Origin of the sequence: Trichocoleus sp. FACHB-262, assembly GCF_014696035.1 — a bacterium.
GTDB lineage: Bacteria > Cyanobacteriota > Cyanobacteriia > FACHB-46 > FACHB-46 > Trichocoleus.
The window spans coordinates 1-7,000 of record NZ_JACJPK010000012.1 but is presented as its reverse complement, the minus strand read 5'-3'; the positions used below and the strand labels follow the sequence as shown (position 1 = coordinate 7,000).

Sequence of the window (7,000 nt, the reverse complement as noted above, 5' to 3'; positions counted from 1 at the left end):
ATGAAGTCGTGGCATCGATTACGGGACGGCAATCTATCTTGGATGCTCTATCTGTCGCCAGAATTTAGAGAATTGGTATAACCATCCCAGCACCTAGTCCACTCACGAAAACCACCCCAAACAGTACTAAAAACGGTACTTCAAGAGATCTTCATGGGGCCATAAGGGCACCTTAGAGGTAAGGCGATTCCACTGCTGAGGGGACTTAATCAGTGGCGCGATCGCCCCTGCAACTTTTCCCCAATTGGGGAACGCAACCAAGTGAGTGCTCCTGCCAGTTGTCCAAGGTTCGGACATCTTTTTGGGGAGGTCTGGGTGAAGAGCGATCGCTGCTGCACCTCATCCAAGCGATCGGGACGATTAGGTAAGGACTTGTTATCTCAAGATGAATTCGCGATCGCCTGTGGAGTCGCTAAAGATTGCACCGCGCTGCTCTAAATCAAGTTTTTCGGCCTGGGTGAGTCCTATACCTTTACCAAAGAGAGTATGCTCGACGATCGCTCCGCCTAGATTGGCTCCCTTTAGGTTGGTGTTGCGAGTACGGGTGCGGTCGAGGGCAAAGTTGAGATCGCGGGCGTGGGCGAGGTTGCGGGTGAGGTCGCGTTTACGGGTGAGGGCGCGGTCGAGGGCAAAGTTGAGATCGCGGTCGAGGGCAAAGTTGAGATCGCGGTCGAGGGCGATGTCGCGCTCCAGGGCACGCTTCAGCGCACGGTCGAGATTGAAGGCGCGGGTGTGGTCGAGGTCGAGGGCAAGGTCGAGGGCACGGTTGAGGGTGCGGTTGAGGTTGAGGGTAAGGTAGAGATTGAGGGGGCGGTCGCGCTTGAGAGCGAGGGCGTGATTGACAGCATCACGGAGGGCGTGGGCATCACGGAGGGCGCGGTTGAGGGCAAGGTCGAGGGCATTACGGAGGTCGGCTCCACTGAGATCGGCGTCACTCAGGTCAGCTCCACTGAGGTCAGCATCACGGAGGTCAGCTCCACTGAGGTCGGCATCACTGAGATCGGCTCCACTTACCTGCCGTCCCGGAAGCGGACGACTGATAATCTCTTGAACTAAATCCCACTTGTTGTTAGAGCTGCTCTCCTCAACCTCCTCCAGAAAGCTTTGGCTCAAAATCTGGATGTTTTCAACTGGGAAACCATTAATCTCTATCAGCTCTCCCGAAGTCAAGCGATCGATCAGTCTGGCAAAATCTTCTGGAGAGCCTTGGAGTTTGATTCTAATGCTACCTGCTTGAATATCTGTAATCGTGATACTGCTCCCCAACAGGCTTCTAAAAATCGTTTCAAGTGTCTTTTGAACTTGATCGTCAATAGAGGCAATATCGCCTTTTAGAACGATTTCGAACTGAACTTTCCCGTTTTCCCGATTGGCAACAGTGATGCGACGAGCAGCAGTTAGGTTCATAGCCGTAGGCTGACTTGCGATCGCTTCGGCAACATCTAACTCCACTTCTTCTCCAGCAGCTTCTAACTCACATTGAGCCACAAGGGACTCTAACTCTGCAACACTTCTCCAGTCTTCTATCTTCAATGCCTTACAAATTCTCTTAAAAGTATCAAGTTGAATGGGCTGTCGATTGAAGAACTTATCAACAGTGCTTTTGCCGATCAACTGAGTCTTTGCAAAATTACTTTTGGACTCGAATCCCTGCCTCAGCAAGGACTTCTCTGCGCGATCGATACCTACAGGCGAGGCAGTCACAGTCACTCTTCTGCGCTTGGCTGGGGGCATCATCGTCCAACAAGTTGCTTCATCAGTAATCTTAAACTAACCAAAACTAAAGTATCAGCCAACCATTGAATATGAACAGTCATACGTTAGGCTAAAGAGAAGCACAACAAAACCATTACCTGGAGGGAGTTTGAGGGTTTTTAAATGAGCATGAAAGTGTCAAAAGAAATCTCTCAACACTTCCCATGAACAGCCTTATTCCTTCATCTAAAAATCAGACTCCAGTAGAAGATGCCATTATCCAAGAACGATTACGCCAAGCTAAATATTCTTTCAATCTAGCCCTAAGTGCCACTGCGATTTCTGCCTGCGTAGGCTTAGTAGGGTTCGGATTGCTGCTCTCTAGCAAGTTTTCCAAAGGCACCGTAACGGCTGCGGGTGGCTTGGCTTCGAGTGCTTGCTGTGTTCGTTTTGCCAAGGATGCGAATGATCGCTTGGACAAAGTTTTGGAGGAGTTGAGTGAGTTCTACAAGCCTTAAGTAGCTTTATCAGTTGCCATCAATGCAGGGGGAATAGCAATCCTCGCTAACGAGGCAAAACTTTAAGACTCAGGACAGCGATCGCCCCTTCAACCCTCTTCCTAGGTGTGGTCGCCCTACCCCACCAAGCACTCAGCTCAAAATCAGAAATTTTCTGAATCTCAACGCTTGGTCTAGGTTTTGCGTGATTAGAGCGATCGCCCCTCCATCCCTCTCCACTTCCCCAAGCGCGATCGCCAATTTAAACAAGTCAGAGAACCTGAGCGATCGCTCTGTGTATGTTCTTAGAAATAAAAATATTTTCGACAAAAACTTAATTCAAAACTTGCTCAGGCTATAAAGCCCCATTAAATTTATTTGAATGATGTTTTTTAACTCAAGAGAGCGGACTGCCTCTAAAATGTCTTCCTCAGAAAATCTATTGGCTTTTTCTTGAGACCAATCTTTTATCTCTCTTATGATTTTCTCAGTCGTTATATCTGGTTCAGCCTCAAGCAGTGAGCAGATTGTTGCAACAAGCTCTAAATCTTTGTCAGAGGTGAGCTCATTTACAAAGTCTGTAGCTTTATCTATGAATTCCTCAAAATCTTTTATCTTCTGATCTATTGATTTACTAGTTAATGTGGTTTTTGCTAGTTTAAAGGCTTCTTCAGTAGGTATTTCATAAAAATCCTGAAACTCTTTAATATCTTTAGTCAAAATATCAATAGAGTGAGCATATGGACCATACTTGTATTTCGAAAATTTAAAGTAGCTTTTTCCTAGAAAAATATTCATGAAATAAGCTGTCTTTTGTAGACGTAGCTTGTTGAACTTATTCAACTTAAGCTTGAATATCCTCAAAACTAAATGTCTCACATTTAGTTTTGGTGCCTCAGAACTTTTCGAAATAAAGTACTGAGATGGTTCATATATTAATATTTCTGTAAAATCTGATACCGAGAATAAGTGTTCTAGAATCATTGGTCTGACTTCAGCCCAACTTAGCCCCCCATTGCCACAGCCCAAGGGTGGAATAGCAATAGACTCTAATTCCAGTAACTTAATGAGTTTAACTAGTTCTAATAATCCCTTGTGTATATATTCGGTTTTAGATTTTTCACGCCACTTGTCTTTTGTTGGAAAATTAACAATTAATTTATTATTTTCCCAAAAATAATGAATCTTACCTATCTTTAAAGACCCATTTCTACATGCTTTAACATAGTCCCTATTATTTTCAGGAAACATCAGTTTAAATTGATAGGCAATTCCTTTGCCCATGTAGCCTTCACAATTGACTGTGTTTACTAAGCAGCTAGCGTTGGATTGTAGAATATCTCCCGTAGTAAATTGAATCATAGTAATTGCTTTCTAAATAGATTTCCTTATACCTCTATGGGAAACAATAAACGATCAAATTCATCCAAGCATTTCTCTTTGACATGATGTGCCGCTCTATTATTTGGAGCATAAACACATTCAAAATCTTGTAGTTTGATTAAGTTGGGTGATAGGCACTCTGCCATACAAACGTGTCTACAGTTGTCATCAGAATAATCTCTAATATTCATTGTATGCCAATCTATTTTCTTTATTCCAGGCAAGTATCTATATAGACTTAAATGCTTCAATGCTGTGGGGTGCTTTGTAACTACCTTGAAGTTTTTGTTTCTCGCAAATTCTTTGGATACACAGATGTAAATAAATGTTTTTTTAGGAGAATCTATTTGCACTCTGCCATCAAAAGGATTTTTTGGAAAAAAGTGAAACGGTACATATAAGTCCAAACCAACCTTTTTTCTAAATTTAATGATGTCCGATTCGGCTACATCATCAAACTTATGAAAATTATCACGTCTTGAAAGTAATCCATTTCTTAAAATAGACTCTATATTCTCTAATGAAGTTAAATGGTATAAAAGTCTATTTTTTTCAATAGGCATATTCCTTGCCTTGGATACCCTTATTAATTAAGTCAATTCTTACTTCAGCTAGTCTCCAATTAGCTCGCGTCTAACAGCTTCTGTGATAACTCGTCTCAAGAACTCAGAGGGATTGTTAAGCGAGCGGACAGCTTGATCAATTTCTGGCTCGACTTTTACAGATAGTGGTTTGCGTGCCAATGGTTGAGCCCCTATTAAAGGTATTGGCTTCAAATTCTTTAGACTACGTGGGTTGAGCATGGAACACTAGTTATTTACTCAGTTGAGCCTATCTTGTTCTTGGTAGACTAGTGATATGATTGTATACCTTAAGTGCGGTTGCTGCATATTAACAATCGGAACTGAGGGGTCATTATCGATTTCTTGCTCAAACTCCAAATTTTGAGTAGTTTGTTCTGCGATCGCCTCACTTGCCCAACTACCCCTACTCCAATTTTTAACTTGGCCTACTTTGGTTCAAAGGCTTACAGTACGGAAGTAAAGGGCTGAAAACTCCAAATCAAACCAAATAAGAAGCCTAGAGATCGATACTCACTGACATGAAGGCATCCCTAAACCCCAGCATTCTCTTCACGGCCCACTCTAATCAAAAAGCAGGGCCGAAACCCTGCTCTGTGGCTGTGTGTAGCTGCTGGCTATTTGCTTTTAGGTTTTCGCGATCGCTTCTCCTAGTCTTTCGCCGAACTCAGACTGTAACTGCTTCCCAAATTCAGGAAGAAACTGTTCACTCATGACCTGCCCAGCCTTCAAGTGCTCATTTAGCTTGACTTCAGTTACGCCCATTGCTTGAGCCGCAAGGGCGATCGTGGTCTTATCCATAGCTATTTACTCCTAGCTTTCCGCGATCGCTTCTCTTTAACTGGCTTCGCCTCAGTCGCTGGCTCTGCCACTACTGGCATTGACTGACCTGGCTTCAGGTCCAACCCCCAATCAAAAATTCTTTCTACTGCCAGCACGCAAGTTTCGATCGCCATAGTCCAAGCCCGATCCTCAGCAGCATCCATTGGACTGTCAGCTTCAATATTGCTAATGACCACATCTCGGTAAGCATCGAGAGGCGCTAGAAGCACATGAATCAGTTCATGACGCAAAGAGTTAAGAACATCTGCTTCACTCTCGGCCATGTGGGGGTCGATGCGAATGACGGCTGACTGGTAGGGTAGCTGACGTGTACAAGACGCAACCCAGTTCGGATTGCCAGTAGGTTCATACAAAACTGCAACCTTCCATGCCTGCACACCGAGCTGACGCATCATTTTGAGGATGTTGGTATCGACAACTTCTTTGACCTTGCTCTTGTCCATCATCAATCCTTCCAAGCCTGCAATAGATGACCAGCCAACCAATTCAGTAGCCATGTAATGAGGAAAGCGGCGATCGCCGACGACCACTGAGCATGAAGCAAAAACCAGATACAAGACCCTACTGCTGTAGTCCAAGCGATTACCAGGCCCACAGCTAGTCCTACTACAAAGTTCATATCTACTTCACCCCTGCTGCTGCTTTCATGGATGCGGCCAGCGTTAGGTTCTCGCGCATCATGCGGCCTTGTGCGGTTAGGTTGAAGCTCTCCTTCTTCCAGGGGTTTACTGTGCCAGAACCACCGGAACCTTGGGAGGGAATCGAGCCAGAACCGTTGGCACCGTTAGCCTTGAATTGGTTTTGGTATCTCGGCTGATCCTTCAGTCCACCCAGGAAGTCAGCGATCGCCACTTCCTTGTACTCGTCCCCGGAGACCAGCTTTCCAGCCTCGCTCAAGCGGATTTGGGAACCAACCAGCATGAACAACTGCTCAGGGTCGAACACGTTATATTCGGGCTTTGAAAGCTCAAGGATGGTTGTAGTCTTCAGTTTCTCAGCAGCAAGAGTCTTCTGTTCGTTCTCGCGATCGAGCTTCTCTTGAGCCCGCTCCTTCTCGATTTGCTCCAATCGCTTATCAAAAGCGGTCTTGTCCTTATCGTAAAGTTTTTGGTATTTGGACTTACTCTCAGAATCAAGGCTTTCGTAGCGGCCCTTGATTTGCAGCAGCTCGTCAATGTCAACGTCGGCGTGGGCTTCAAACTTCTTGAATTTGTTCAACTTGCCCAGTAGTTCATCGCGCTTGCGAAGTAGTGCGACCTTCTCTTCACCTAGGCCAGATACTTCGGTTTCAGCGGCGGTGAGGAGGGCGGCGGCTTGGGTCTTGAGTTCCGAATCAGAGCTTGCTTCGATCAGTTGCTTCAGTTGCTGGAGAGTGGTCATAGGTTCCCATAGGGAGCAAGCATTGCCCGCTGTTAAGTTCGCGGGCATTGTTCCCTCGCTATCCTCAATCAGCTTTGAAGCTGGCTTCAAGCGATCGCGCCTAAAATAGAATTGCTTCTGGGGCGAGCTGGGCTACCCGCAGCATTGCTGCCTTTGGGTTCGACTCCCTAGCATCTGGGGCTACAGATAGGAAACGAGGTCTTTGTTATTTAGGTTCGAATCCTAACGGAAGTATTGCGATCGCCCTTACTCCACATCCCTAAACACAATTCGCTGAAAAGATGGAAAGTGAATCGAAAGCTCCCCTACTTTTTCCCCAACATATTGCTCAGTTTGTTCCCGGTGTCACGTGCGAGCTTGTGTGCAGTCAAAGACACATGTTTTTTGATAAGCAGAATATAGAAAAGCGGCGTTGCTGAAAGAGTAATGCTGGCTTTGGCACAATGAAGGTATGAAATGTCCTCAATGTCACTCCACTCACACGGCTAAAAACGGTCACCGTCGCGGAAGACAGTGCTATCAGTGCAAGCAGTGTGGTCGCCAATTTCTCGAGTCTTACCGTCCTTGGGCTTACTCCGATGACATCAAGCAACTGTGCATCAAAATGTATCTCAATGGCAT

At 45.4% G+C, this 7,000-nt stretch carries 9 protein-coding genes; 1 reads left to right on the top strand and 8 read right to left on the bottom strand.

Features of this window, described 5'->3' with window-relative positions; all coding sequences use genetic code 11:
• Positions 1 to 126: 126 nt before the first annotated feature.
• Together H6F68_RS29245 and H6F68_RS29555 are read right to left on the bottom strand one after the other, a co-directional pair.
• Positions 127 to 261 carry a hypothetical protein gene (locus H6F68_RS29245; protein ID WP_277875982.1) on the bottom strand — a complete coding sequence of 45 codons (135 nt, stop codon included), beginning with the start codon at positions 259 to 261 and terminating at the stop codon, positions 127 to 129.
• Positions 262 to 375: 114 nt separating this feature from the next.
• The gene (locus tag H6F68_RS29555) at positions 376 to 1,704 is read right to left on the bottom strand and encodes a pentapeptide repeat-containing protein (RefSeq protein WP_313929987.1); all 1,329 of its coding nucleotides are present in this window, start codon (positions 1,702 to 1,704) and stop codon (positions 376 to 378) included.
• A 215-nt stretch (positions 1,705 to 1,919) separates the two neighbouring features.
• Here H6F68_RS29555 and H6F68_RS00310 point away from each other — a divergent pair, with 215 nt between their 5' ends.
• The gene (locus tag H6F68_RS00310) at positions 1,920 to 2,213 is read left to right on the top strand and encodes a TRADD-N-associated membrane domain-containing protein (protein WP_190555714.1); all 294 of its coding nucleotides are present in this window, start codon (positions 1,920 to 1,922) and stop codon (positions 2,211 to 2,213) included.
• Between the two features lie 132 nt (positions 2,214 to 2,345).
• Here H6F68_RS00310 and H6F68_RS00305 read toward each other — a convergent pair whose 3' ends face one another.
• From H6F68_RS00305 to H6F68_RS00280, 6 genes are all read right to left on the bottom strand, one after another.
• Positions 2,346 to 2,522 carry a hypothetical protein gene (locus H6F68_RS00305; protein WP_190555713.1) on the bottom strand — a complete coding sequence of 59 codons (177 nt, stop codon included), beginning with the start codon at positions 2,520 to 2,522 and terminating at the stop codon, positions 2,346 to 2,348.
• 9 nt (positions 2,523 to 2,531) lie between these two features.
• Positions 2,532 to 3,554 (bottom strand): macro domain-containing protein, encoded by a 1,023-nt coding sequence (locus tag H6F68_RS00300; protein ID WP_190555712.1) that lies wholly within the window; start codon positions 3,552 to 3,554, stop codon positions 2,532 to 2,534.
• A gap of 26 nt (positions 3,555 to 3,580) precedes the next feature.
• A complete protein-coding gene (locus H6F68_RS00295) occupies positions 3,581 to 4,138 on the bottom strand; it encodes a DarT ssDNA thymidine ADP-ribosyltransferase family protein (protein ID WP_190555711.1) in 558 nt (185 codons plus the stop codon).
• Between the two features lie 645 nt (positions 4,139 to 4,783).
• On the bottom strand, positions 4,784 to 4,957 hold the full coding sequence (locus H6F68_RS00290) for a hypothetical protein (protein ID WP_190555710.1): 174 nt from the start codon (positions 4,955 to 4,957) through the stop codon (positions 4,784 to 4,786).
• A gap of 2 nt (positions 4,958 to 4,959) precedes the next feature.
• On the bottom strand, positions 4,960 to 5,556 hold the full coding sequence (locus tag H6F68_RS00285; protein ID WP_190555709.1) for a hypothetical protein: 597 nt from the start codon (positions 5,554 to 5,556) through the stop codon (positions 4,960 to 4,962).
• Between the two features lie 64 nt (positions 5,557 to 5,620).
• On the bottom strand, positions 5,621 to 6,427 hold the full coding sequence (locus H6F68_RS00280; RefSeq protein WP_190555708.1) for a hypothetical protein: 807 nt from the start codon (positions 6,425 to 6,427) through the stop codon (positions 5,621 to 5,623).
• Between the last annotated feature and the right edge of the window lie 573 nt (positions 6,428 to 7,000).

Excerpts from the sequence above, each read along its gene's own strand:
- H6F68_RS00300 (WP_190555712.1), bottom strand. The coding sequence starts at position 3,554 with ATGATTCAATTTACTACGGGAGATATTCTACAATCCAACGCTAGCTGC.
- H6F68_RS00280 (WP_190555708.1), bottom strand. The coding sequence starts at position 6,427 with ATGCCCGCGAACTTAACAGCGGGCAATGCTTGCTCCCTATGGGAACCT.
- H6F68_RS00310 (WP_190555714.1), top strand. The coding sequence starts at position 1,920 with ATGAACAGCCTTATTCCTTCATCTAAAAATCAGACTCCAGTAGAAGAT.
- H6F68_RS00290 (WP_190555710.1), bottom strand. The coding sequence starts at position 4,957 with ATGGATAAGACCACGATCGCCCTTGCGGCTCAAGCAATGGGCGTAACT.
- H6F68_RS00295 (WP_190555711.1), bottom strand. The coding sequence starts at position 4,138 with ATGCCTATTGAAAAAAATAGACTTTTATACCATTTAACTTCATTAGAG.